21 protein-coding genes and 1 other annotated feature are annotated in these 24138 nt (G+C 43.4%); of the genes, 19 read left to right on the forward strand and 2 right to left on the reverse strand.

The genetic code is table 11. The features are described from left to right. Positions 1 to 89: 89 nt before the first annotated feature. Positions 90 to 1010 (reverse strand): LysR family transcriptional regulator, encoded by a 921-nt coding sequence (locus tag IGK85_RS02135; RefSeq protein WP_005227268.1) that lies wholly within the window; start codon positions 1008 to 1010, stop codon positions 90 to 92. Between the two features lie 126 nt (positions 1011 to 1136). On the opposite strand from IGK85_RS02135, the gene IGK85_RS02140 reads away from it, so the two are divergent. The 11 genes from IGK85_RS02140 to IGK85_RS02190 all read left to right on the forward strand — a co-directional run bounded on the left by IGK85_RS02140 (position 1137) and on the right by IGK85_RS02190 (position 15038). Continuing rightward, positions 1137 to 2291: a cobalamin-independent methionine synthase II family protein gene (locus IGK85_RS02140; protein WP_192810770.1), complete on the forward strand. Its 1155-nt coding sequence runs from the start codon at positions 1137 to 1139 to the stop codon at positions 2289 to 2291. 126 nt (positions 2292 to 2417) lie between these two features. Further along, positions 2418 to 2652 (forward strand) — a binding site (T-box leader). Between the two features lie 308 nt (positions 2653 to 2960). Further along, entirely contained in the window at positions 2961 to 3605 is a 645-nt protein-coding gene (locus IGK85_RS02145; RefSeq protein WP_005232226.1) for an amino acid ABC transporter permease, read from the forward strand. Between the two features lie 12 nt (positions 3606 to 3617). Then, positions 3618 to 4250, forward strand: a complete 633-nt coding sequence (locus tag IGK85_RS02150) for an amino acid ABC transporter ATP-binding protein (protein ID WP_005227272.1) — start codon at positions 3618 to 3620, stop codon at positions 4248 to 4250. A 13-nt stretch (positions 4251 to 4263) separates the two neighbouring features. After that, the gene (locus IGK85_RS02155) at positions 4264 to 5067 is read left to right on the forward strand and encodes an amino acid ABC transporter substrate-binding protein (protein ID WP_008376122.1); all 804 of its coding nucleotides are present in this window, start codon (positions 4264 to 4266) and stop codon (positions 5065 to 5067) included. A gap of 164 nt (positions 5068 to 5231) precedes the next feature. After that, a complete protein-coding gene (locus IGK85_RS02160) occupies positions 5232 to 7670 on the forward strand; it encodes an FtsK/SpoIIIE family DNA translocase (RefSeq protein WP_008376120.1) in 2439 nt (812 codons plus the stop codon). A 43-nt stretch (positions 7671 to 7713) separates the two neighbouring features. Next, positions 7714 to 8415 (forward strand): GntR family transcriptional regulator, encoded by a 702-nt coding sequence (locus IGK85_RS02165; RefSeq protein WP_005232219.1) that lies wholly within the window; start codon positions 7714 to 7716, stop codon positions 8413 to 8415. Positions 8416 to 8476: 61 nt separating this feature from the next. After that, on the forward strand, positions 8477 to 9277 hold the full coding sequence (proC, locus tag IGK85_RS02170) for a pyrroline-5-carboxylate reductase (protein WP_008376116.1): 801 nt from the start codon (positions 8477 to 8479) through the stop codon (positions 9275 to 9277). 46 nt (positions 9278 to 9323) lie between these two features. Beyond that, positions 9324 to 9998 carry an HAD family hydrolase gene (locus IGK85_RS02175; RefSeq protein WP_005232216.1) on the forward strand — a complete coding sequence of 225 codons (675 nt, stop codon included), beginning with the start codon at positions 9324 to 9326 and terminating at the stop codon, positions 9996 to 9998. A 47-nt stretch (positions 9999 to 10045) separates the two neighbouring features. Continuing rightward, a complete protein-coding gene (locus tag IGK85_RS02180; RefSeq protein ID WP_223347157.1) occupies positions 10046 to 10270 on the forward strand; it encodes a hypothetical protein in 225 nt (74 codons plus the stop codon). 15 nt (positions 10271 to 10285) lie between these two features. Then, positions 10286 to 12997, forward strand: a complete 2712-nt coding sequence (locus IGK85_RS02185; protein WP_008376114.1) for a YhgE/Pip domain-containing protein — start codon at positions 10286 to 10288, stop codon at positions 12995 to 12997. A 217-nt stretch (positions 12998 to 13214) separates the two neighbouring features. Further along, positions 13215 to 15038 (forward strand): APC family permease, encoded by a 1824-nt coding sequence (locus tag IGK85_RS02190; protein WP_034872061.1) that lies wholly within the window; start codon positions 13215 to 13217, stop codon positions 15036 to 15038. Positions 15039 to 15109: 71 nt separating this feature from the next. Here the strand turns inward: IGK85_RS02190 and IGK85_RS02195 are convergent, their stop codons facing one another. Next, positions 15110 to 16000 carry an ArsR/SmtB family transcription factor gene (locus IGK85_RS02195; protein WP_008376111.1) on the reverse strand — a complete coding sequence of 297 codons (891 nt, stop codon included), beginning with the start codon at positions 15998 to 16000 and terminating at the stop codon, positions 15110 to 15112. Positions 16001 to 16317: 317 nt separating this feature from the next. Here IGK85_RS02195 and IGK85_RS02200 point away from each other — a divergent pair, with 317 nt between their 5' ends. From IGK85_RS02200 to IGK85_RS02235, 8 genes are read left to right on the forward strand one after another with little or no spacing between them, the layout of a single operon-like run. Further along, a complete protein-coding gene (locus tag IGK85_RS02200; RefSeq protein ID WP_008376109.1) occupies positions 16318 to 17568 on the forward strand; it encodes an extracellular solute-binding protein in 1251 nt (416 codons plus the stop codon). Positions 17569 to 17614: 46 nt separating this feature from the next. Beyond that, on the forward strand, positions 17615 to 18505 hold the full coding sequence (locus tag IGK85_RS02205) for a carbohydrate ABC transporter permease (protein WP_176257025.1): 891 nt from the start codon (positions 17615 to 17617) through the stop codon (positions 18503 to 18505). Between the two features lie 12 nt (positions 18506 to 18517). Next, a complete protein-coding gene (locus IGK85_RS02210) occupies positions 18518 to 19369 on the forward strand; it encodes a carbohydrate ABC transporter permease (protein ID WP_005227285.1) in 852 nt (283 codons plus the stop codon). Between the two features lie 8 nt (positions 19370 to 19377). Continuing rightward, positions 19378 to 19794, forward strand: coding sequence for a hypothetical protein (locus tag IGK85_RS02215; RefSeq protein ID WP_008376104.1), 417 nt, complete (start codon positions 19378 to 19380; stop codon positions 19792 to 19794). Between the two features lie 15 nt (positions 19795 to 19809). After that, positions 19810 to 20766, forward strand: a complete 957-nt coding sequence (locus IGK85_RS02220) for a glycoside hydrolase family 43 protein (protein WP_008376102.1) — start codon at positions 19810 to 19812, stop codon at positions 20764 to 20766. Between the two features lie 18 nt (positions 20767 to 20784). After that, complete coding sequence (locus IGK85_RS02225; protein ID WP_008376100.1) at positions 20785 to 22407, forward strand: glycoside hydrolase family 43 protein; 1623 nt, start codon at positions 20785 to 20787, stop codon at positions 22405 to 22407. Positions 22408 to 22417: 10 nt separating this feature from the next. Then, a complete protein-coding gene (locus IGK85_RS02230) occupies positions 22418 to 23863 on the forward strand; it encodes an alpha-N-arabinofuranosidase (protein ID WP_008376098.1) in 1446 nt (481 codons plus the stop codon). A gap of 4 nt (positions 23864 to 23867) precedes the next feature. Then, positions 23868 to 24134 carry a DUF6171 family protein gene (locus IGK85_RS02235; protein WP_005232191.1) on the forward strand — a complete coding sequence of 89 codons (267 nt, stop codon included), beginning with the start codon at positions 23868 to 23870 and terminating at the stop codon, positions 24132 to 24134. Positions 24135 to 24138 lie beyond the last annotated feature (4 nt).

A 24138-nucleotide genomic window follows, 5' to 3' on the forward strand; every position in this document is an offset into this window, starting at 1 on the left:
TTTAAGAACAAAATAAGTACAAAACGATCCGCAACAGGGTCGGGACGCCTTACCAAGGAAGCCCGACCGACTGTCTGCGGATCGTTTTTTTAAAAGACGTCGAAACCGTAATTTTTGATATGCTGTTTCAACAAGGCGAGATAGTCCAAAGCCATCTCACTCAGTTCCATTTTCTTGTGTTTGAGGTAACCTAGTGTCATCGCATCATCGACTTCCAAAGGAATCGCAACGATTTTTTCATCATTCAGCTCACTGCTGATGATCCCAGAGCTGATGGTATAGCCGTTGAGACCCACCATCAAATTGAAAATCGTGGCACGATCGCTGATGCGAATGTGTTTTTTGCGTTGTAAAGTGCTTAAGATCTCTTCAGAAAAGTAGAAGGAATTGGTTTCCCCTTGTTCGTACGACAAATAGGTATAAGGTTCCAAATCAGCTAATGTGATGCTTTTTTTCTGAGTCAGTGGATTTTCTCGGCCGATGAAGACGTGGGGTTTGGCTTCAAATAAAGGAATGAATTGCAGGTCTTTTTCGTGGATCAAACGGGTGAGGACCGTCGTGTTGAAATCATTCAGATAAATGACCCCCAATTCGCTCTTAAACGTCTGGATATCATCCAATACATTTTGTGTCTGGGTCTCCCGCAAGGTGAATTGAAATTCATCTTCCCCTAACTGTTTGACCAGTTCCACGAAGGCGTGGACGACGAAGGCATAGTGTTGTGCGGAAACACTGAAAACATGCTTGCGATGGCTGTCTTTGCGAAAGCGTTCGTCCAAGAGATTGACTTGGTCTAAAACATTTCGAGCATAATTGAGAAAGGAACGGCCATCATCGGTCAAGGTCACCCCTAATTTACTGCGGTAAAACAGCTGCAGATCATATTCTTTTTCCAACTCTTTCATGGCTTGAGAGAGGGAGGGCTGACTGATGAAAAGCTGTTTGGCGGCTTCATTGAAAGAGCCGGTCTCTACGATTTTTTCCAAATATTCAAGCTGCTGGATACGCATGGGAAGCAACCTCCTTTTTGTGTTATAGGTATTGCCTATGGAATATATAAGTTTATAAGTATTATCTATAGTATAAGATGTTTGCTAGAATAAATCTAACAATTTTGAAAACTTTGTATAGGAGGAATGGATATGGCAACAGACAAATTTCAGCTTGTGGGGTCATTGTTACGACCACAAGATTTATTGGACTACAAAAATCAAATCGAGCATCGGGAGGACATCCGCTACCCGTTTTATGATGCGTTTCCTGGCTACCAAGAAACGGAAGCAAAAGCGATCGCTGACATCATTGCAGCGCAAAAAGAACACGGCATTACAGTCATCACAGATGGCGAACATGGCCGCTCGATGTGGCACCTGGATTTTCTCTGGGGATTAAAAGGCGTTGAGCGCTATATCTCCGATCATGGGTATGCCTTTGAAGATTTGGACGGTGGACATTTTGAAACGCGTAAAGACATCGGCATCCGGATCACAGAACCATTATCTGGCAAAAACCATCATTATTTGACATTGTTTAAAGAAACCAAACGCCAAGCTGGCGACCTGCCAGTCAAAATCACCGTCTGGGGGGCTGCCCATGCGTTTACCGAGCTGACTGTCTTTAACGACCTCGTTGGTGAAGGTCAGGTATATCCAACGAAAGAAGCCTTGCGGGAAGGGCTGCTTAACGCCTACAAGGAATTCTTGCAGGAATACCGAGAAGCCGGTGGTGAGATCGTTCAGTTCGATGATTGTTTATGGGAACTATTTGCTGAAGACAATGACAAGAGCTTCTTCACCCAAGGCAATGACGGCTTAGAAGCGTTAGCCGATGAATTCGTGGCGATCAACAACGAAGTCGCTGATTACGCCCACGAATTAGGATTAAAAGTCTGGACCCACAATTGTCGCGGCAATTACCAAAGCCGCGCGGCAGCCAGTGGTACCTACAAAGCGATCGCCGAAAAATTCTTACGTGATCAGCATTATGACCGCTTTTTCCTAGAGTGGGATGATGACCGTGCCGGTGATATCTCGGCTTTAGAAGCGCTGAAAGATCGCCCAGAAGTGGAAGTTGTCTTAGGCTTATTATCCAGCAAAACCGCCACATTAGCCGATGAAGAGCGAGTGATCGCCTTATTAGACAAAGCTAGTCAAATCATTCCTAAGGATCGGCTTTATCTTTCTCATCAATGCGGCTTTGCCTCTTGTGACTGCGGCAATGAGCTTTCGACTGAACAGCAATGGGCAAAAATCAAGCAAGGGCAAGCCTTAGCTGAAGCGTACTTCGGTTAAGCAGCTGCGTCTTCTTTTCCCTAAATCTTCCCCTCGAAACCGGTGCATGCGACAAAGTTTCGAAAATTTCAGAAAAAATGTTTGACATTTTCTTTAAGAGCGAGTAAAGTAAGACACAACTTAATGAAACAGACATCGAAAAGAAGAGTAGCAAGGCTTGCTGTTTGAAGAGAGTCTCTGGTTGGTGCAAAGAGATAACGCATGGTTGTGAAACACATCTTGGAGTCGTTTTTCCGAAAGAAAAGTAGGAGAGACCGGGTTTGCCCGTTACAGCAGCAGTCATTGATTGATGACTTTCTGAGTTCAGTTGCTGTGAAGCACTGATAAACAAAGGTGGAACCGCGTTGATAACGTCCTTTAGCTGTAATGGCTAGGGGACGTTTTTTTTTCTCTTTTTTTGCGGCTCACCGAAAACCGAAAGTGGAAGGATCACAAAGACTGCACGAGGCCTTTTCCTGTGAAGGAAAGGCAAATTGAGGTGGAACCACGTATCTAGCGTCCTCTGGCAAATGCCAGTGTGCGCTTTTTTTGTTTTTCTTTTTTAGAAAAATGAAACTTGCCAGTTGCCCTCACCAGCCAACGCACAGCGCCACATAAGCGTCGGAGTAAGCCGTCGCTAAGCTGTTTTTCTGCCAAGCGAAATTGAAACCTATCAAGGAGGAAGTCACCATGTTTGAGTATTTAGTCAATGTTATGCCCCAACTAATTTCAGGAACCGGAATCACCGTTAAATTGTTCGCACTGACCTTAATCGGGTCCATTCCCTTAGGCATCTTGTTTGCCTTTGTTTTAGCCAGTCGCCTGCGTATTTTGAAATTGATCGTGCAAGTCTACGTTTGGTTGATGCGAGGAACGCCTTTATTGCTGCAGTTGATCTTTGTTTTCTACGGTCTGCCGATTTTAGGGATCGTCTTTGATCGCTTTGAAGCAGCCTTGATCGCCTTTATCATCAATTACGCTGCTTATTTTGCTGAGATTTTCCGTGGGGGGATCCAATCGATTCCAGCCGGACAATACGAAGCTGCGAAAGTCTTGCGTTTATCCCCAATCCAAACGATCCAAAAAATCATCATCCCACAAGTCGTCAAGATCACCCTGCCATCTGTCGGCAATGAAGTCATCAATCTTGTCAAAGACACATCCCTCGTCTACATCTTGGGCTTGTCAGACGTGATGCGAATCGGAAAAATCGCCATGGAGCGAGACAGTACCTTGCTTCCGTTAGTTGGGGTCGGCTTGATCTACTTGGTGATGACGGGCGTCTTCACGTTATTGTTAAAACAAATCGAGACCAAACTGGACTATTACCGTTAGGAGGAACCACGTATGTTAGAACTAAAACAAGTATCAAAATCATTTGGCGCTAAAAAAGTCATCGATCAGCTAGACCTGACGATCGAAGACGGCAGTATCTTAGCGGTGGTCGGTCCTTCCGGTGGCGGGAAAACCACCTTGCTTCGGACACTGGCTGGGTTAGAAACGATCGATTCTGGAAGCTTTTTACTGGATGGCAAAGCCTTTGATCCCACCGACACAAAAGAACAAGAACAAGTCGTCGGTGTCGTCTTCCAAGACTTCCAATTGTTTCCTCACTTGTCGGTTTTTGAAAACATCACTTTGGCACCAAAAATGGTGCTAAAACAAGACAAAGCCGCGTATACAGCAAAAGCCGAACAGTTGGCAGAAAAACTAGGGTTAAGTGACCTATTAGCTCAATACCCCTTCCAGTTGTCCGGGGGGCAGCGGCAACGGGTGGCTATCGCACGAGCGATGGCGATGAATCCCAAAGTGTTGGCCTATGACGAGCCTACCAGCGCCTTAGACCCAGGATTGAGACAGCAAGTCGAACAGCTGATCTTGGATCTGAAAAAAGAAGGAGTGACCCAGATCGTGGTGACCCATGATTTGGTTTTTGCCGAAAATATCGGCGATCAATTATTAAAAGTAGCAGGAGAATAAGGGGGAGAAAAAAATGAAAAAATTACTATTGACGGGAATCGCAGCAGCAAGTGTATTTTTATTAGGGGCGTGCGGCAGCAGCAATGACACCACAACCAGTGCCGCTGACAAAGAAGAAGTGATCGTCGGCCTAGACGATACCTTCGTACCGATGGGCTTTAAAGACGACCAAGGCAACATCGTTGGGTTTGATGTGGATTTAGCCACAGCGATTTTGGATCTAACAGGAACCAAAGTCAAATTTCAACCAATCGACTGGTCCATGAAAGAAACCGAACTAAGCAATGGCACCGTCGATATGATCTGGAACGGGTATACCAAAACCGCAGCTCGTGAAGAAAAAGTATTGTTTACAGATACTTATATGGAAAATAAACAAGTCTTGGTCACAGAGAAATCAAGCGGCATTACTAGCTTCGATGATATGGAGGGCAAAGTCTTAGGTGCCCAAGAAGGTTCTTCTGGTTATGAGACCTTCAATAACCAACCGGAAGTTTTGAAGGATCTCGTAGACGGCAATGACGCAACCTTGTATGCCAGCTTTAATGAAGCCTTTATCGATCTAGAAAACGGTCGGATCGACGGTCTTTTGATCGACCGTGTCTACGCAGAATATTATTTGACTCAAACAGGCAAAACCGATGACTTCAACGAAATCGAAAGCCCCTTTGAAGCAGAAGATTTTGCTGTAGGTGTGCGTAAAGACGATCAAGCCATGGCAGATAAAATCAATGATGGTTTGAAAGAATTGCAAGACAATGGTACCTTTGCTGAAATCTCTGAAAAGTGGTTTGGCGAAGACGTCACACCAAACTAAAAACAAGTCAACAAGAGGCACTGGCTGCTTAGCAGCTGGTGTTTTTTTCATCATTTAAGAAATTTTCGCTTAAATTCCAACAGCTAACCAAAATTTCTCACAGGAAAACTTTTGTTCGCCTTCTTTTTTCGTTATAATAGGGAAAGATGAAAAGAGGGATAGAAATGGCGCAAAAAAAACGCGCAAAGAAACGCAAAACAAAAAAACAACAAAAACAGCAAGAGAAATTAATGCTGGTCGGCGTCGGCCTGCTCTTTGTCTTGTTTTCGATATTTGGCTTTTTCCATTTAGGTTTTTTAGGAACCTTGATTGCCAACGGGTTTCGGATCGTTGGCGGAAACACGTACCAATTTTTGAGTGTTGCCCTAGCTGCTTATGGTGTCTGGTTAGCGATCAAAACGACCGATGCTCGGTTTAAGAGCATTCGGCGAGTGATCGGCTGTATATTGGTGTATTTTGGTTTACTGATCATCCTCCATGCGCAAATCTTTAGTAATGTGGTGGGAGAACAAGCCAATATCTTCCAAACGACGTGGATGACGCTGTTAGGCGATATCCGGCGCAGCCAAGTGACCCAAAATGTCGGGGGCGGAATGATTGGCGCCATGCTTTATGGGGCGACCTATTTTCTTGTTTCCCAGATCGGCAGCTACATCATCGCTGTTTTACTCATGCTGATCGGGGCGTTCTTGTTCAGCCAAATGAGCAGCCACGAGTTAGTGGAGCACCTGCAAGTAGCTGGTGACAAGCTGCAGCGGTTGTTAGAAGGCTCTCCAGAAAAGCAAGCCGAACGAGAAGCCCGCAAAGCGGAACGAGCAGCAGAGAAACAAGCGGCGAAAGAAGCCAAAAAAGAAGCCGAGCGAGCAGCAGTCATGGCGGAGATCAAAGAAAAGAATCAAGTCCGACCAATGACAGAAGACGAAAAATCAGCAAAAGAACAGCAGATGCAAGCGCCAGCTGATTTTGAACCAGAGCAGCTGAGCTTTGTACCCATCGACCACTTCCAAGAATTGCCGCAAACGGCGGCACCAGAGGCCGCTCAAGCACCGCATCCAGCAGGAAACAAACCGGGACCAAGCAAAAAGGTCAACGAAGACGGGGAGATCCTCGATGACGATGGTGAAGTATTGGAATTTGAGATTTCGGAAGAAGCTGAAAATCGTGATTATGAATTGCCTTCAGCGCAATTACTCGATTCGATCCCTTCAACGGATCAAAGCAGCGAGTACAAAAAGATCGAACAAAATATTGGTGTGTTAGAAACCACCTTCCAAAGCTTCGGTGTTGACGCAAAAGTCGTCAAAGCTAGCTTAGGACCAGCAGTAACCAAATTCGAAGTTCAACCAGCAGTAGGGGTCAAAGTCAGCAAAATCGTCGGGTTGACCGATGATATCGCCTTAGCCTTGGCCGCCAAAGACGTCCGGATGGAAGCGCCGATCCCAGGGAAATCATTGATTGGGATCGAAGTTCCAAACAGCGCAGTCAGCATGGTTTCATTCCGAGAAGTGATCGAAGCCCAACCAGATCATCCAGATAAACTATTAGAAGTACCTTTAGGACGCGATATTTCTGGCCGTGTCCAAACGGCAGACTTAACGAAAATGCCCCATCTCTTGATTGCCGGATCGACCGGGAGCGGGAAGTCCGTAGCCATCAACGGCATCATCACCAGTATTTTGATGCGGGCAAAACCCCATGAAGTCAAACTGATGATGATCGACCCGAAAATGGTTGAATTAAATGTTTACAATGGGATTCCCCATCTCTTGACACCCGTTGTGACCAATCCTCGCAAAGCGGCGCAAGCGTTGCAAAAAGTGGTCAAGGAAATGGAAGAACGCTACGAAAAATTTGCGGCAACTGGGGTCCGAAATATTACTGGCTACAACGATTTAGTAATCAATAAGAATTTAGAAGATGGCGAAAATCGTCCGATCTTGCCATTCATTGTGGTGATCGTTGATGAGTTAGCTGACTTGATGATGGTTGCTAGCAACGAAGTCGAAGATGCCATCATTCGTTTGGCACAAATGGCGCGGGCAGCTGGTATCCATATGATCTTAGCAACGCAACGACCAAGTGTGGATGTCATTACAGGGATCATCAAAGCCAATGTTCCATCACGGATGGCGTTTGCTGTTTCCAGCGGTGTCGATTCTCGGACCATCATTGATGGGAACGGGGCCGAAAAACTGCTGGGCCGCGGCGACATGCTGTATCTGCCGATGGGTGAGAACAAACCGATTCGGGTCCAAGGGGCCTTTATTTCCGACCAAGAAGTCGAACGAGTGGTTGAATTCGTGACAGATCAGCAAGAAGCCAATTATGAAGAAAAAATGATGGTCACTGAGGAAGAAACGAGTGCCGGCAGCAGCGGACAACCGCAAGATGAGCTGTTCGAAGACGCCAAAGCCCTTGTGGTGGAAATGCAGACCGCCAGCGTTTCTCTCTTGCAGCGACGTTTTCGCATCGGCTATAACCGAGCGGCTCGGTTAGTGGATGAATTAGAAGATCAAGGCGTCGTTGGCCCTTCTGAAGGCAGCAAGCCACGGAAAGTCTTGATCGAGCCGCAACCAGAAGACATTCCTACCTTTGATGAATAAGGAGAACACCAGACCAATCCAATGAGAGAAAGGCGAGATAGCAATGAAACGCAAACACATTCTTTACCGTGATGTTGCCGATAAGCTCAAAGAAGACATCATGTCGGGTCGCTACCCGATTGGTTCATTTTTACCGACGGAAACAGAATTGGAAGCTACCTTCAATGTCAGCAAGATCACTGTCCGCAAAGCCATCGAATTGTTAGCGGCAGATGAGTATGTGGAAAAACGCAGCGGACGTGGGACGACGGTTTTAAGCAATCGCCCCTACAACAAGCTGTCAAAAGGCACGACGTTTAGCCAATTGCTTGAAAAGACCGGCAAGGAATACACAAAGAAAAACCTCAGCTATGAATTAGTCGAACTTGCGCCTGAACACCCTGCGTATTCTTTGATGGGCAAAGAAGTCATGCGTTTACGTCGCATGTACTATTTTGACCACCAACCTTTTATTTACTATGAGTACCATTTGCCAAAGCAACTAAAGGGAACCTCCATCGAGGTCTTTGAAGAAAAATCATTGTATCGCCTATTGGATGAACATCGAATGATCATCGATCGCTTTCAAGATGCGTTTGTGGCAACGACGTTGACTGAAGAGCAACAGAAGTTTATGATCACGCCGGAGGTCGCTGCCTTGAAACGAACCCGTTATTCGTATGATCTACAAGGAGAAGTGGTAGAATATACAGAAGGGATCTATAACACTGCCTTGCATCCGTATATGATCGAATTTGAAGCCTAGTCATTGATTAGGCTTTTTTAGCAAAAAGTGGTACCAAAATCAGAAGTGGAGTGTGAAATACATGAGAAAAATCGCCTTTTTAGGAGCCGGTAACATGGCAAAAGCTATCATTAATGGCTTGATTGCAGCAAAGCTGTATGAACCAGCAGAGATCTTGGTTTATAACCATCGCTACGAGCCGACTTTGGCACAATTAGAAAAAGAAACCGGGATCACTGGGACAACTAAGCTGGCGGATGTCACAGAAAAAGCAGAGATCTTCGTCTTAGCAGTCAAACCTTTTGTCTTTCCCCGCTTGCTTGCTGATTTAAAAGCAGGATTGACTGAGGAACACTTGCTAGTATCCATTGCCGCGGGTGTGACGATCGCGCAAATGGAAGAAATCATCGGTGCGCACAAAATCGTGCGGGTCATGCCAAATACCCCCGCACTTGTCGGCGAAGGGATGTCTTCTATCAGCCCCAACGGTCAAGTAACGGAAGCCGAAGCCAACGAAGTCAAACAACTTTTTGAAAGCCTTGGGAAAGCCGAGCAAGTACCAGAAAGCATGATCGATGCAGTCATTGGTGTCAGTGGTTCTTCGCCAGCCTACACGTATTTATTCATTGAAGCTTTGGCAGATGGAGCAGTGGCAGAAGGTATGCCGCGGCCGATGGCGTATGAATTTGCTGCTCAAGCGGTATTAGGCGCAGCGAAGATGGTACTAGAGACGAAGGAACACCCAGGTGTCTTAAAGGATCGTGTCAGCTCGCCTGGGGGCACAACGATCCAAGCAGTCAAAACCTTAGAGGAAAATGGCTTTCGTGCGGCTGTCATCAAAGCAGTGCAAGCAGCTGCTGACAAAAGTCGGGAAATGTCTTGATACCCAGTGAGTGAGGGGAAAATCTTAGCAAAACGAAGGAGCGTTTATGAAAGAACTTTTGATTTTTGATTTTGATGGATTGTTAGTCGATACTGAGAAAGTCTATTTTGATGGGTGGTTGGCTCTATTTAAAAAGTATCAGCTTCCGATTACAGCCGCTGATATTTTTGGTTGGCGTGGTCAAAGTTGGCAACAGACGGCTAGTAAATTAGCCGACCTCGTAGGCGGTCAGCAGCGGGTGCAGGAATTACGAGCAGAACGGGAAGTCTATATTGCCCAGCAAATAACTGATGGCACCTTCAAAACTAAACCCTATGCGAAAGAAACCATCGCATTGGCTAGGGAGAAAGGCTTCCAAACGGCACTAGCCACCTCGACGATGAAAAAAAGAGCCTCTGAATTGTTGGCGCATTTCGATTTGTTGCAGGCCTTTGACTATCAGACCTTTGGCGATGATGTCTCCGCCCATAAACCTGATCCCGCACCTTACTTGCTGACTTTAGAAAAAGCGCAAGTCGCAGCAGAAAAAGCATTAGTCATGGAAGATTCTCTTGTGGGAGCAACAGCTGCGACACGTGCGGAGATCGATGTTGTGCTGATTCCCGATCAAAGCTTTGATCAAGTCTACTCCCCAGAAGAGAAGGCCGGACTTCAGTTATATGGCGAAGCCACCTCATTGAAGTATGTGTATGATTTATTGGCAAAGGATCAACTGAAATAACACCTAAAAAAACTTCCTTTTTCGTTGCAGAAAAAGGAAGTTTTTTTGTGAAGAAAAGACCGGTAAAAAAACAGTTCAAAGGATATGAGTGGTTTGTTTTTCGCCATCATGGTAAAGTTAAAGAAAGTTTAACAATAAGCGAAAAAAAACAAAAAGTAAAGGGGTTTCATTTTGACAAAAACGTCCATTTGTCAAAAGGACTTTTCTTGGTCGATCGTAGCCGTTGGCGGCGGGGGAAAAACATGGTAAATTATCCTTCGACGAAGAACTAGTGGGGGAAGAAAAAAATGAATAAACTAAAGAATGTTTTCTATTTATATAAACTGGACTGGAAACGAATTTTCAGCAATCCAATCTCTGCATTTTTGATCATTGCCTTAATGATCTTACCCTCGCTTTATGCGTGGTTCAATATCAAAGCACTTTGGGATCCATATGGCAACACCAGTGAATTGCCAATCGCCGTGTATAGTGCGGATAAAGGGGCAGAATTTCAAGGCAAGCATATCGATATCGGTGATGAAGTCATCGACACCCTCCATGATAACAAACAGTTAGGCTGGCGTTTCGTGGATTCAAAAGAGGACTTGGTAGAAGGAGTCAAATCAGGAAAGTATTACGCCGGTATTTATCTGCCAGCTGATTTTTCAGATGATCTGATCAGCTTTACCAGCGGGACAATTGAAAAACCGACCATTGAGTATTACAGCAACCAAAAAATCAACGCCATCGCACCAAAAATCACCGAGAAAGGAGCTAGCAGCCTTCAAGAAGAGATCTCACAGAACTTTATTGAAACCGCCAGCTCTACGTTAATAAAAGTCTTCAATGAAATCGGCTATGACATTGATTCCAACTTAGTCAGCATCAACAAAGTCAAATCCATGATCTTAGATACCGATGACAATTTGGCTACGATCGACGGTTATACGAAAGAGATCGTCACCTTGCACGATAAGTTTCCAGAAATCAAAGAAAAGATCGCAAAAGCCGAAGAATTTACCGATTATATTCCGCAAGTGGATGCCATGGGGGAAAAACTGATTGGCCTAAACGATAAGCTGCCGACATTGAAGAAAGAAGCCAGCATCATTTTGACCTTGCAAGAGAAGATCCCAGAGATCCAAAATGCCGGCAAACAATTGAAGATGATCGATGATGATTTTGATGACATTGCCAGCACCATGACGGACGGCATCGATACCGCCAAACAAGGACTGCAAGTCATCGAACAAGTGCAAGCCGCGTTACCACAGATCGAACAACTAGGCGACCAAGCCGCCAGCTTCGCCACCGCGACCAAAGATGGGGCGCAACAGTTGCAAGATGCCCTGCCAAGTATTTCTAGCAGTGTGAAGGTGACGATCGAGTCGATCAGTCAAGTGGCAACCACCACTGCCGGTCTAGCTAATACGATTAAGCAAGCTGTTTCTGATAATCAATTGTCTGAACAAGAACGTAAAGAAATCAGTGAGATAATAAGTAAATTCCAAAATAATATTCTGGAACAACAAGCGGCATTAGATTCGCTGGTTGCATTTTTGAATAACATCGATTCATCTGGAAGTAATACTAATATCCAAAGTATTATCAATCAATTAACTATTGCGAAACGAATGTTAGGTGATTTATCTACCCGTCTATCGGGGCTAAATGATTTAATTCTAAATAGTGATTCGACGGTAAAAGAGATTGAAGATTATCTTGATCAAGTCACTGAAGCTGCAAGTAATATTACAAATTTGATGGAAAGCATTGATGTATCATCAATCACTGAAACAATTGATAGTGTTTTAACCAAACTAATCGAAACCATCACCACTGCCGAAGATGTCTTGAAAAAAGCCCAAGAAATCGATTTTGACTCGTTGCTGTCTTCCACCAAATCAGTGGTCAGCAATGCCGTGACGATTTTGGAAAAATACCAAAAAGAATTGCCTGCCATCAAGCAAGAATTGCACGATGCCAATACGATGCTGAATGGTCATATGGATGAAATCGTCAATGCCATCAACAAAGGAGCCGACCTGTACAACAACGAATTACCAGTTGTCGAAGAAAAATTAGGGCTGGCCGTAGACTTCTTGCAAAACGATTGGCCAACCATCAAATCAGAAATCAGTTCTACGATGGCGATGGTGGATGAAAAACTGCCAGAAGTTGAAAAAGCCTTGGATGCGGCTGTCGATTTAATCAATAACGATTGGCCAAGTATCAAAGCAGGCATCCACAAAGCCGCTGATGCGATCCGAGCAGGTGAAAATGAAGTCGATCTCGGGGAAGTCATCAAATTATTGAAACTTGATGCCACGGATGAAGCCGACTTCTTCAAACAACCAGTGGAATTAAAAAGCAATGAAATCTACCCAATCGCCAACAATGGTTCAGCGAGCACACCATTTTATACCGCATTGTGTTTGTGGGTAGGGGCATTATTGTTGTCAAGTGTCGCTACAACGGAGTATCATTTAGAGAAGAAAGACAAAAAACGCTTTACCCAACGTGAAACCTTTGTGGCACGGATGCTGACGTTCTTGACGATGGCAGTCGCCCAAAGTTTGATCGTGACCCTAGGAAATATGTTTTTATTAGGCGTCGATGTCCATAACCCTGTGTACAGTGTCTTCTTCGCATTACTCGTCGGACTCGCCTTTATGATGATCGTCTACGTACTGGCGGGACTGTTCGGCAACCTCGGGAAAGGGATCGCCATCATTATTTTGGTTCTCTCCATTTCAGGTGGGGGAGGAAACTACCCAATCCAAGTCTCTGGAAAGTTCTTCCAATTCATTAATCCGCTACTGCCGTTTACTCATGCGGTCAATCTGTTAAGAGAATCAGCCGGTGGGATCTATTGGCCAAATGCTATCCCGCAGTTGATCATTTTAACGATTTTGTTCCTAGTCTTTGGGATCGTCGGTACGTACGCGTATCCTTATCTAGTCAACTCTACGAAGAAACTAAGTGACATTTCCAAAGAAAGTCATTTCTTCCACTAAAATCTTAAAGCAGAAAGAGCATTTGTTCTTTCTGCTTTTGTGCCATCACGTGAAATTTCTAATAATCAAAAGAGGGAAAAAGGGTCGTTTTTTCATCTGATTTTCATTGACTTTTCGTGGTTACAAGAGTAGCATACAGTCTTGATAATTCAATATTTGTGAGGATATCGTTACAAGTTTAACGAAGGATTTTTTCATGAAAAGGAGTGTAGAAAAAGTGGAGTATTTGAAACGTTTGTTGGTCGGACGTCCATTGAAATCCGCAGAGAATGATGAACAAAAACTGAGCCGGACGGCGGCCCTTGCGTTGCTATCTTCTGATGCTTTGTCTTCGATTGCTTATGGGACAGAGCAGATCGTTGTCGTATTAGTGGCACTTTCCGCTGCTGCTATCTGGTATTCATTGCCGATCGCTGCTTTTGTTATTATTCTTTTGATTTCATTGACCTTGTCTTACCGCCAGATCATTCATGCTTACCCTCACGGCGGTGGGGCATATGTAGTAAGTAGTGAAAATTTAGGGAAAAATGCGGGCCTGATTGCCGGCGGCTCTCTATTGATCGATTATATGCTGACAGTGGCAGTATCCGTCTCAGCAGGGGCAGAAGCCATCACTTCAGCTGTGCCGGCGTTGTTCGGTCATCAAGTGGCCATTTCTGTCGTGATCGTAATCTTGATCATGATGATGAATCTGCGAGGGTTGCGAGAATCAGCTAGCTTCTTGATGATTCCTGTCTACACCTTTATCGCAGTGATCACAGTCTTGATCGTGGTCGGTTTGTACAATATCGTAACGGGTGCGCAACCGTTAAATGCAACCGCACTACCGGGAGCGGTCGTACCTGGGGTATCCGTGGCCTTGATTTTACGGGCTTTCTCATCGGGTTCCTCTTCTTTGACAGGGGTCGAAGCGATCAGTAACGCTGTGCCGTTTTTCAAAAAACCACGGGCGAAAAATGCAGCTGCGACCTTGACAATCATGGCGTCGATTTTAGGATTCTTCTTTGTCGGCATCACTTTTATCAACTATTGGTATGGTATCGTACCAGAAACAGAAGTGACCGTCCTATCTCAAATCGGTTCTGCCGTTTTTGGTCATGGGTTTATGTACTACGTTTTGCAATTTGCTACGGCATTGATTTTAGCAGTTGCCGCAAATACCGGATTTTCAGCTTTCCCCGTGTTGGCGTATAACCTAGCGAAAGACAAATATATGCCGCATATGTATCAAGACCGTGGGGACCGTCTTGGCTATTCGAACGGAATCATCACCTTGGCTGCTGGTTCCATCGTATTATTGTTTATCTTCCAAGGATCGACCGAGCGTTTGATTCCTTTGTATTCCATTGGGGTATTTATTCCTTTTGCCTTGTCCCAAAGCGGAATGGTGATCAAATGGAGAAAAGAAGGCAAAGGCTGGTTCTTTAAATCGATCGCCAACATCGTTGGGGCTTTGATTTCCTTTGCGATCATTGCCATCTTGTTCGTGTATCGCTTAGGCGATATTTGGCCATTCTTTATTATCATGCCGATCCTCTTGTATATCTTTTACAAGATCCATGATCATTATAAGAAAGTCGCAGAACAGCTGCGGTTGGAAAAACAAGAAGCACTACATGTTTATGAAGGAAATACCGTGATCGTTTTAGTCGGAAATGTTACCCGAGTAAATATCGGCGCATTGAACTATGCCCAATCGATTGGTGATTACGTCGTAGCGATGCACGTATCGTTGGATGAAGATGTGAAGAAAGAAAAAGAAATCGAACAAGAATTTAAGCAAAAATTCCCAGACGTGCGTTTCTCCGTCGTTCATTCTTCGTATCGTTCGATTGAAAATCCCATCTTACGTTATGTGGATCTAGTCAGCCGCAATGCAGCCAAACACAATTACACAACGACCGTTATCATTCCTCAGTTTGTCCCAAGACGTCGCTGGCAAAATATTTTGCACAACCAAACAAGTCTGCGCTTGCGTTTCAGACTCTCTTGGCGTGAAAACATCATTGTAAGTACGTACAGTTACCATTTGAAGAAATAACAAAAACGCTAGTTTAGCGACCTGATTCCCAAAAGAAATGTTTGGGTCAGCCGCTAAGACTAGCGTTTTTTTTAGCTATAAAACATTTTTAGTTTGATATCTTGATCGTAATTCCCAAACCCCTTGCCAAAGAGGGTACAACCGCCGACATGCTCGGCATCTTCTTTGACTTCCACTTTTAAATGCCACGTATCTTCGTAGGCAGGTATATCCTTGATCGTAATGTCGGAAAGAGGAACACCTTCCATGTAGGTTCCATGATCCATGATGCGGATCGTCTTCAATAACCCGTACTGATTAAGATTGTCTGGATACCAATCCGGTGTATACTTTCCACGAATGTCTGCAAAATCCCCTGGGCTAGTCCATGTACCAAGCTCCACACCATTTAAGCTGAAGGTGATGTCTGAAGGCCAGTTGTTATTGGAAAAAGGAAATTCAGACGAAACCTCCATTGAGATCTCCATCATTTCGAGTTTTTCTTCTTTTGCTAAGAAGTTTGGCGATTGGTATTCGACAAATCCTTTCGTAAACCACAAGATGCGGGCATCCATTCGTCGGGGATCCATGAAAAACTTCGGTTCATCTACCATTCCCACAAAATCAGCTGAAGTAGCAAGCCCGCACGTTGGTTCTACCGAATAATTTGTATAATGACCGATCGGTATCGCCGTTTCTTTCGTATCAAAGGCATTAAAGATTTTCTCAGGAAAGTTGATATCGATATGATCCACTCTCAAACTGGAAATCTTTTTTTGCCCTACACGCTCTGTTTTGATGATTTTGGCTTCTTCTAATTTTTTGATATGCATCGTAATGATAGCGCTGCTTAAGCCTAACTCTTGTGCCAACTCTTTGACATTCATCTTGTTTTTAGCCAGCAATTGAATGATTTTGATTCGCACGTTACTGGCAAGTGCCTCATAGACAGGCAATGCTTCTTGATTGATTTCTAATTGCATCGTGTCACCTCCGCTTAAACTGTTTGATTTACTTGAATGTTAACATATTTGCTAATTTGTGTAAATAGCGTTGTTTATTTCGCTAGTTATTAATATATTTATTAATTAACATAGATATTATCCTTGATAAATTAATCAAAATATTGTTGACAGCGATTACAAATCAAGTTATGATTTATTTGTAAATTGAAAGTGTTTGCAAACACTAGAAATGAATAATGCAATTATAAATGCTGGGATAGCAAATAAGAGAAGGAGGATAGGCGTGTGTTCGGCTTCAAAGACCAAAATTCAATTTCTATGAAAGAGGGAAAAACATGAAGAAGAAACTTATTATTATTGGTGCTTTAGTTGCAGTCGTTGCAGTTGCCCTTATTGGTTTTAATCGTTATCAGGCAGCGGAAAAAGAAAAATACACGATTAATTTTTGGTCACCCCTTACCGGTGATGATGGCGCTTATATGGATCAGATCGTAAATGAATTCAATGAACAATCAGGTTCCGATTATACAATCAATCATGTGATCACGTCTGATATGTATACTAAATTAAGTACGGTTGTTAGTTCTAAAAGTGGGATTCCAGATTTGACTTTGATGCATTCTTATAAAGTAGAGGAATTTGTCAATTCCGATATTATTGATCCGGTTGATCGTCTGGTTTCTTATCAACCTGAGTTAGAAGAAAGCAATTATTTAGATACAGCGTGGAATGCAGGAAAAATCGGCGATACTCAATATACGATCCCATTAGATATCCATGCCAGTGCCATGTATTACAATCAAGATCTTTTAGAAAAATACAATGTCACTTCTTGGCTAGACGATAACATCGTGACGTTTGATGAAATGATGTCATTGGCAGGGCAGATGGAAGAAGGCGATTATGTCGTAAATAATGCGTTACTTTCTTGGGTTATCTTAGCGCAAATCCGTAACTTAGGTGGCGCAATTTCTGACGATGCTGGGAACCCGACGGTGAATACGCCAGAAATGAAAGAAGCGTTAGAAAAAATTAAAGCGTTAACAGATGCAGGTTTGATGACACCTTATGGAGAAGATGGGTATTTGATGTTCCAAGGCGGAAACGTACTCTTATCAACAGATGGTACTTGGACTTCCACCGCTCATGATGCGGTTGAGGGCTTGAATTGGGGCGTAACAAATATTTATTCGACTTCAGATGACATCGCAACTAACCGAGCAGCTTCTCATATGTTTGGCATGTTGAAGAGTGAAAGCAGAACAGAAGAAAAAGAAGAAGTAATCGCACAATTTTTAGAATTCGTTCGTACAAACTCGATCGAATGGGCAAAAGCCGGTCAAATCGTTGCAAGTAAAGATATTTTAGAAAGTGATGATTACCAACAATACCCACAATCATTCTTTACTTCTACACCAGAGGAAGAAGAAACACTTTACATCTTTGACTACGTTTATTTCTCTTATGTCTTAGAAGCATTAGATGTTTATAGTACAGATATCGCTTACGGTGAATTAGATATGGATGAAGGATTAGCAACGATGCAACAATATGTCGAAGATAAGATTGCAGAAGTAGCTAGATAAGTGAAGGGGGGATAATTCTATCCCCTTTTCCAATTTTTAGAAGGGAATGAAAGGAATGAAAAAAAAGAGCATTAACTGGGCATCGATCGCATTCATTGGACCACACATGGTACTCTTTATTATTTTTGTATGTATTCCAACGATCTATGGTATTTATGCTTCATTTACGCAATGGAATTTGATCTCTGATCCAGTCTGGGTCGGTTTTAACAACTATAAAACATTATTGTTTGATAGTTCCTCGACGTTCTATACCCAATTTTGGAATGGTTTGAAAAATACCTTTATTTTCGTTTTGATCATGGTGCCGTTACAAATCATCATTCCACTGATGATTGCAGCTGCATTGCAACATAAAAAAGTGAAGCTGAAAGGACTTTTTCAAGCAATTCTATATATTCCAGGTCTTATCTCTGTTTCAGCAGGTTCTTTGATCTGGTCATTGATTTTCCACTCTCGATTAGGTGCCATCAATAATATTTTTGGGTTCGATTTCTCTTGGGCTTCGCGACAACCCTATGCATGGATCTTGATTTTTGTTGTCAGCATTTGGGGAGCGATCGGTGGTAACATGATCATTTATCGCTCAGCTTTAGCGGGTGTCAATGAAGACCTTTATGAAGCGGCAGAGATCGACGGAGCTGGAGCATTCCAAAAATTCTTGAATGTGACCTTGCCATCTATTCGCTTTCCACTGTTATATACGATCGTGATGACAACTGCTGGAGCATTTAATGTCTTTGCACAGCCTTTGATGATGACAGGTGGAGGTCCAAACCAAAGCACGACTGTATTGATGATGTATATCCGCTCACTGGCTTTTAGTCAAGGAGAATCAATTGCAGGAATGGCTTCGGCAATGGCAGTCATCTTAGGATTGATCATTATGTGTGTGTCCGTATTTCAATATTTTCTTTTAGATAGAAGCAATACTTAAGGGGGCAAAAAAATGAATACACAAAAGAAACATATACCTAGTATGGTCATCGCATATTTGTTTCTGATCGTTTTATGTATCATCTGGGTTATCCCATTGATTTTTAGCTTCGCCACTTCTTTTCGTTCTCAAACCGAAATCGTCTCTACTGGGTTTCGTTTATTACCCGTAAACTGGATATTAGATAACTATGTAGCGATTTTGACTAATACGTCTACTGCACCAATTATGCAGTGGTTATGGAATTCAATGTTTATCGCAGTCACGCACACTGTTTTAGTTGTGATCGTTGTTTCAGTGACCGCTTATGGCTATGGCAGAATGCGGTTTAAATACCGTGATCGTATCTTTTATCTTTTGATGGGGATCTCGATGTTTCCCGGTGTAGTGAATTTGATTCCGTCTTACAAAATCATTGAAACCTTCGGCTGGGTAAACTCTTCTCTTGCCATGATCATTCCAGGATTAGCAGGGATGGGAAATATCTTTCTTGTGCGACAGTTTATGAAAGGTATCCCGCTTGAATTTGACGAGTCAGCACGAATGGATGGTGCAGATGAATTTACAATTTTTGCAGAGATCATCGTTCCTTTGATCAAACCTGTGTTGATCGTTGCAGGCCTCTTTTCTTTCACAGGTTCATGGAATGATTTCTTGTGGCCAGTGATCGTGTATACGGATGTTAGTAAAATGCCGATCACAGCCGGTTTGCTATTACTACAAGACATTTATGGCAACTACCGAATGATTGGTCAATTGATGGGCTCGGCATTGATTGCGATCATTCCCACCGTCATGCTGTTTCTATTTGCTCAAAAATACTTCATTGAATCTATGAACTTAAATGCAGGAATAAAAGGATAGTGAAGATCATGAATCGAAAATTGGAAAGAAATTTACTACGTGCCAGTGCGGTCTGGGATGTCTGTATTGGTCTCGTAACGATGTTTGGGTATTATCCTTGGTTTGAAGAACAAGGGATCGCAGCATTTCAAAATCAAAATCAGTATGAATACTTGCAGTCAAGTCTGGTAGGAATGATATCGAAGGTAGTTATGATCGTTGCGTTAGCGACGATTTTGATGGGCGTTATCAGTTGGATCAACGCGAAGAATATGCGAGACAAACAAATAAACAAAGGAACGATACGTTGGATGATCGCCTGTGTCATCATCCATTTGATCATCTATGATGTGATCGGTGTCGTCCTCTATTTACTAGCTACGACGATGTATATGTCTAAAAACAAAGCAATAAAAATACTAAAAACGGAAAATGGAATTTTTTAAGAAGGTGTAGAATTTATGGCAGAAAATTATTTGGAACCGATTGTATTAGAACGTGCAGACCCATGGATATACAAGCATACCGATGGATATTATTACTTCACTGGATCAAAACCAGGGTATCAGGAAATCGAATTAAGGCGTGCGAAAACCTTGAAAGGTCTGGCTGACAGTGAAGTGAAAGTCATCTGGACGGCTCATGCCGAAGGTCCCATGAGTGAGCTGATCTGGGCACCAGAGATTCATTTTATTCAAGGAAAATGGTACATCTATTTTGCTGCTGCAGATCATGGAGAAGTCAGAAATGATCAGCATCATCATCGGATGTTTGCGATCGAAAATGCGAATGAAGATCCCTTTGCAGGCGAGTGGGTAGAAAAAGGACAGATCGAGACGCAATTTGAGAGTTTCAGTTTAGATGCTACGGTATTTGAACACAGGAACCGATTGTATTATGTCTGGGCACAAGCAGATCCAAACATTCCAGGCAATTCCAATCTTTATTTATCAGAGATGGAAAATCCTTGGACATTGCAAGGAAAGCAGATTCTGCTGAGCATTCCTTATTATGAATGGGAAAAAATCGGCTTCAAAGTGAACGAAGCTCCAGCTGCTTTGATTAGAAATGGAAAAGTGATCATTACTTATTCAGCCAGTGCGACGGATGAAAACTACGCGATGGGACTGTTGTGGGCAGATGAGGATAGTGATCTATTGAATGGGTATTCTTGGCATAAGTTGAAGGAACCAGTCTTTTCAAGTTCTGAACAAAATTCCCTATACGGACCAGGACATAACTCCTTTACAGTCGATGAGGAAGGGAAACAAGATATCTTAGTGTATCATGCAAGACCAGAAAAAAATGATTACAGTAATCCTTTAGAAAATCCCAATCGACATGCGTACGTCCAACCGTTTACTTGGAAGAAAAATGGATTGCCTGATTTTGGCGAACCCGGTGTAGTCAAAGGATAGATAAAAGAGAGGGAAAAAATGAATACAAAAAGAAAAATGCTCTGTTTAACCATGTCCGTTTTTTTTACTAGTTTATTTCTTGCTGGCTGTCAAACAGGAGATGCTGCTGAGCAACTTTCACAAAAGGAGTGGGAAACAACGACAAAAAATCGAGTGTCGATTCATGACCCATCGATTACTTCTATTCATGTTGGTGACCAAGAGCTGTTTTACGTATTTGGTTCGCATCTCGCCCAAGCGAAAACAGAAGATTTACAAACTTGGGAAGTACCTTTCACTCACGAATATGAATCAATGGAAGACAATATGATCTATGGTAACACAAAAGAAAATCTAGCTGAGACTTTTGAATGGGCAGGCTACGATGATGCCGATTCAAAAGGTGGTTACAGCCTTTGGGCACCAGATGTCATTTGGAATGCTGATTATGAATGGTCAAATGGAGACAAAGGAGCCTATATGCTCTACTACTCAGTTAGTTCTACGTGGCGGCGTTCAGCGATTGGATTGGCCGTAGCTAAAACAATCGAAGGACCCTATAGCTATGCGGATACCGTGGTCTATTCTGGCTTTACAGAAAAAGATTCGACAGATGGTAGTGAACGCAATACCAACTATCAAAATACCCATTTGGCGAAATTGATCAAAGAGGGGAAAATCAGTGGGTTCAGTGAAAACTGGGCGATCGAAGATGGTCTGACGTATAACACCGATTATGCGCCAAACGCCATTGATCCAGCGTTGTTTTATGATGAAGAAGGGAAACTATGGATGACCTATGGTTCTTGGTCTGGCGGTATCTTTTTATTAGAAGTTGATCCAGCCACTGGAAAACCAATGTATCCTGGGGAAGATAGCACGACGGAAGATGGGCGTATCATTGATCGCTATTTCGGGATCAAGCTTTTTGGCGGCTATCATCAATCAGGAGAAGGTCCCTATATTGTTTATGATGAGGAAACCGATTATTATTACCTGTTCGTCACTTATGGTGGTTTAGCAGCAAAAGGTGGTTACAATATGCGACTATTTCGCGCTGAAAAACCAGAAGGACCTTACCTTGATGCCCAAGGAAATAGCCCAATCTTCGAACAAGGGGACCAAAATTCAAACTACGGCATCAAATTGATTGGCAACTACCAATTCTCGTTTCAACAAATGGGGTATCGAGCAGCGGGACACAATTCGGCGATCATCGATGAGAATGGTCAGTGGTCCTTGGTGTACCATACGCGCTTTAACAATGGAACCGAAGCCCATGAAGTACGGGTCAACAGAATGTATATGAATGAGGAGGGCTGGCCAGTTCCAGCACCCTACGAGTATCGAGGCAATGAACAAGTAGCAGATGCTTTGTCAGAAGATGACATTATCGGACGCTATGAAATCATTAACCATGGTACCGATAATGGAACGACCATGCTAAAAACGCAGACAATCGAGCTTCAAAAAGATGGAAGCATTACTGGTGACTTGACCGGAACTTGGACGTACGATGCGGGATACTTGGCATTGACTTTTGAAGAAGCGACCTTCAAAGGTATCTTATTAAGTCAGGAAATAACAGAATTTGAGCAGCAAAAATTAACGTTTTCAACGATTGGCGATAATAATGAATCCATTTGGGGAATCAAAGAATAGGAGTATAACAATGACGATTAACATTCAAAACACAAAATCAGGAACAACGATCAGCAAATATATCTACGGTCATTTTGCAGAGCATCTAGGCCGTTGTATCTATGAAGGATTATACGTTGGAGAAGATTCGCCGATCCCAAATAAAAATGGGATGCGGATTGATGTGGTTGAAGCACTGAAAAACATTCAAATCCCTGTGCTACGTTGGCCAGGCGGCTGCTTCGCCGATGAATACCATTGGAAAGACGGGATTGGTCCTAAAGAAAACCGCAAAACGATGGTCAACACCCACTGGGGCGGCGTGACTGAAAACAATCATTTCGGGACCCATGAATTTTTTGAATTGATCAAGCAGCTGGAATGTGATGCGTATGTCAACGGCAATGTCGGCAGCGGAACGGTGCAAGAAATGTCAGAATGGGTGGAATACATCACGATGGATGGCATTTCTCCGATGGCTGATCTTCGCAGAGAAAATGGCCATGAAGAAGCGTGGGAAATGAAATTTTTTGGCGTAGGAAACGAAAACTGGGGCTGCGGCGGCAATATGCGGCCAGAGTATTATGCGGATCTGTATCGCCGCTATCAAACCTATGTCCGCCAATACGGCGACAAAAAAATCTACAAAGTCGCCGGCGGAGCGAATGTCGCAGACTATCATTGGACAGAAACGCTGATGAAAAACGCCCATTGGTTGATGGACGGCCTAAGCTTGCACTACTACGTTCATCCGCAAGGCTGGGAAGAAAAAGGTAGCGCCTTGGAATTTGATGAGGCAGAGTGGCAAGTGACCTGTGAAAAAGCAGCCTACATGGATGAATTATTGACCCGCCACAGCGCGATTATGGACCAGTATGACCCAGAACAGCGTGTGGGAATCATTGTTGATGAATGGGGCACTTGGTTCTCAGCAGAACCTGGTACGAATCCAGGCTTCTTATACCAACAAAATACGATCCGTGATGCCATGGTCGCAGCGATCACCTTGAATATTTTCCATAAACATGCCAAGCGAGTGCATATGGCAAATATCGCACAAACCGTCAACGTCCTGCAGGCGATGATTTTGACAGATGGCGAACAAATGGTGAAAACCCCAAGCTATCATGTCTTTGATTTGTACAAAGTCCATCAAGATGCTGAAACCATTGATAGCCATGGAACCAGCAGCGATACCATTACGTATACGATTTCGAAAAAAGAAGATACGATCCATCTATCGGTTTGTAATTTTGCTACCCAAGGCACGGAAGAATTATCCTTCTCCCTTGAAACAGCGATCAATGAAGTGAAAGAAGCTCGTTATATCGTGGGGAACAAAATGAACGCACACAATGATTTTGATCATCCTGAAGATGTGGTGATCCAAGACTTCACCGCTTACAATGTTAAAGAGAACAAAGTCAGCTTGCGGGTGCCAGCAATGAGTGTTCTAACGATCTCATTGACAGTCTGATCCCATGACTTGTAAAGGATGCGAAGTGAAAGATGCTGCGGCAGCAGCACAGGAAGACATTGAATCCTTGATTGCAGAACAACTTTCTTTAGAAAGCGACTTGGCTTCGCCGGAGATCGTCAGTAGGAGAATCGTTGTTTGTGAGACTTGTCCATTGCGATTGAATCATACCTGTACCAAATGCGGCTGCTTTTATCGGTTTCGCGCAAATTTAGCTAAGAAAAACTGTCCTGCAGGAATGTGGGAACAAACAGGGCAGCTCGTCAAGTAGCTGT

This window comes from Enterococcus sp. AZ015 (genome assembly GCF_050499225.1).
Lineage (GTDB): Bacteria > Bacillota > Bacilli > Lactobacillales > Enterococcaceae > Enterococcus_D > Enterococcus_D entomosocium.

Coding starts and splice junctions, on each gene's coding strand:
- IGK85_RS02135 (WP_005227268.1), bottom strand. CDS start 1,010: ATGCGTATCCAGCAGCTTGAATATTTGGAAAAAATCGTAGAGACCGGC.
- IGK85_RS02140 (WP_192810770.1), top strand. CDS start 1,137: ATGGATATGGCAACAGACAAATTTCAGCTTGTGGGGTCATTGTTACGA.
- IGK85_RS02145 (WP_005232226.1), top strand. CDS start 2,961: ATGTTTGAGTATTTAGTCAATGTTATGCCCCAACTAATTTCAGGAACC.
- IGK85_RS02150 (WP_005227272.1), top strand. CDS start 3,618: ATGTTAGAACTAAAACAAGTATCAAAATCATTTGGCGCTAAAAAAGTC.
- IGK85_RS02155 (WP_008376122.1), top strand. CDS start 4,264: ATGAAAAAATTACTATTGACGGGAATCGCAGCAGCAAGTGTATTTTTA.
- IGK85_RS02160 (WP_008376120.1), top strand. CDS start 5,232: ATGGCGCAAAAAAAACGCGCAAAGAAACGCAAAACAAAAAAACAACAA.
- IGK85_RS02165 (WP_005232219.1), top strand. CDS start 7,714: ATGAAACGCAAACACATTCTTTACCGTGATGTTGCCGATAAGCTCAAA.
- proC (WP_008376116.1), top strand. CDS start 8,477: ATGAGAAAAATCGCCTTTTTAGGAGCCGGTAACATGGCAAAAGCTATC.
- IGK85_RS02175 (WP_005232216.1), top strand. CDS start 9,324: ATGAAAGAACTTTTGATTTTTGATTTTGATGGATTGTTAGTCGATACT.
- IGK85_RS02185 (WP_008376114.1), top strand. CDS start 10,286: ATGAATAAACTAAAGAATGTTTTCTATTTATATAAACTGGACTGGAAA.
- IGK85_RS02195 (WP_008376111.1), bottom strand. CDS start 16,000: ATGCAATTAGAAATCAATCAAGAAGCATTGCCTGTCTATGAGGCACTT.
- IGK85_RS02200 (WP_008376109.1), top strand. CDS start 16,318: ATGAAGAAGAAACTTATTATTATTGGTGCTTTAGTTGCAGTCGTTGCA.
- IGK85_RS02205 (WP_176257025.1), top strand. CDS start 17,615: ATGAAAGGAATGAAAAAAAAGAGCATTAACTGGGCATCGATCGCATTC.
- IGK85_RS02210 (WP_005227285.1), top strand. CDS start 18,518: ATGAATACACAAAAGAAACATATACCTAGTATGGTCATCGCATATTTG.
- IGK85_RS02215 (WP_008376104.1), top strand. CDS start 19,378: ATGAATCGAAAATTGGAAAGAAATTTACTACGTGCCAGTGCGGTCTGG.
- IGK85_RS02220 (WP_008376102.1), top strand. CDS start 19,810: ATGGCAGAAAATTATTTGGAACCGATTGTATTAGAACGTGCAGACCCA.
- IGK85_RS02225 (WP_008376100.1), top strand. CDS start 20,785: ATGAATACAAAAAGAAAAATGCTCTGTTTAACCATGTCCGTTTTTTTT.
- IGK85_RS02230 (WP_008376098.1), top strand. CDS start 22,418: ATGACGATTAACATTCAAAACACAAAATCAGGAACAACGATCAGCAAA.
- IGK85_RS02235 (WP_005232191.1), top strand. CDS start 23,868: ATGACTTGTAAAGGATGCGAAGTGAAAGATGCTGCGGCAGCAGCACAG.